The organism is Dietzia sp. B44 (assembly GCF_014145245.1).
GTDB lineage: Bacteria > Actinomycetota > Actinomycetes > Mycobacteriales > Mycobacteriaceae > Dietzia > Dietzia natronolimnaea.
In genome coordinates this window covers 1-1,050 of the sequence record NZ_JAALEF010000434.1, presented here as the reverse complement: position 1 = coordinate 1,050, position 1,050 = coordinate 1, and the positions used below count along the sequence as shown (strand labels likewise).

Here is a 1,050-nt window from a genome sequence, read left to right as displayed (position 1 = left end):
GTGCGGCGGGGTGACGGGTCGGGGCGCATGGGGCAAGCGTCGACGACGACGAGCGTGGCATCCCTCGTCCATCCCGCGATTTCGGCATCGTCTGTGGAGACGGGCGGCCATGTGGAGCATCGGACCCGCCGGCCCATCGGACCCGCCAGCCCATCCAAAAGGACGTTTCGCACACCTCCCTCTCGGCCGACGTGAGCCGAACAGACTTCTCGTTGGTCGGCGATGGCGAGGTCGGCCGCTCCCCGCACTGTGACGCGGGCCGCTGTCCATCGCCACCGGCCTCGGTAGACTGGGTCCCCACACCGGTCGGTCGAGCGCAGGGCGGAGAACCCGTCCGCGGCGGGCCGGGACAGAACCTTTCAGGAGTTGACCTCAACGATGACCACTGTCGCCGTAGTCGGAGCCACGGGCCAGGTGGGGCGCGTGATGCGCGCCCTGCTGGAGGAGCGGGAGTTCCCGGCCGACGAGGTGCGGTTCTTCGCCTCCGCGCGGTCGGCGGGCACCACGCTGCCGTTCCGTGGCGAGGACATCGTGGTCGAGGACACCGCCGCGACCACCGACGAGGAGCTCGCGGGCATCGACATCGCGCTGTTCTCGGCCGGGGGCACGATGTCCAAGGAGCAGGCCCCTCGGTTCGCCGCGGCCGGCGCCGTCGTCGTCGACAATTCCAGCGCCTGGCGCAAGGACCCCGACGTCCCGCTGATCGTCTCCGAGGTCAACCCCGAGGCCGCGCAGAACCCGCCCAAGGGCATCATCGCCAACCCCAACTGCACCACCATGGCCGCGATGCCGGTGCTCAAGGTGCTGCACGACGCCGCGGGGCTCACGCGCCTCGTCGTCTCCACGTACCAGGCCGTGTCCGGGTCGGGGTTGCAGGGCGTGCGGACCCTCGAGGAGCAGGTGACCGGGAACGTCGGCGTCGGCCACGAGTTGGTGCACGACGGCGCGGCGCTCAAGGTGGACGACACCGGGCCGTACGTGGCGCCGATCGCGTTCAACGTGCTGCCGATGGCGGGCGCGCTGGTCGACGACGGGTCCGAGGAGACCGAC

The 1,050-nt window shown here is 71.0% G+C and carries 1 protein-coding gene; it reads left to right on the top strand.

All coding sequences use genetic code 11. The features are described from left to right. Positions 1–378: 378 nt before the first annotated feature. The coding region (locus G6017_RS13600) for an aspartate-semialdehyde dehydrogenase (RefSeq protein ID WP_182617840.1) at positions 379–1,050 on the top strand (672 nt) is incomplete at its 3' end.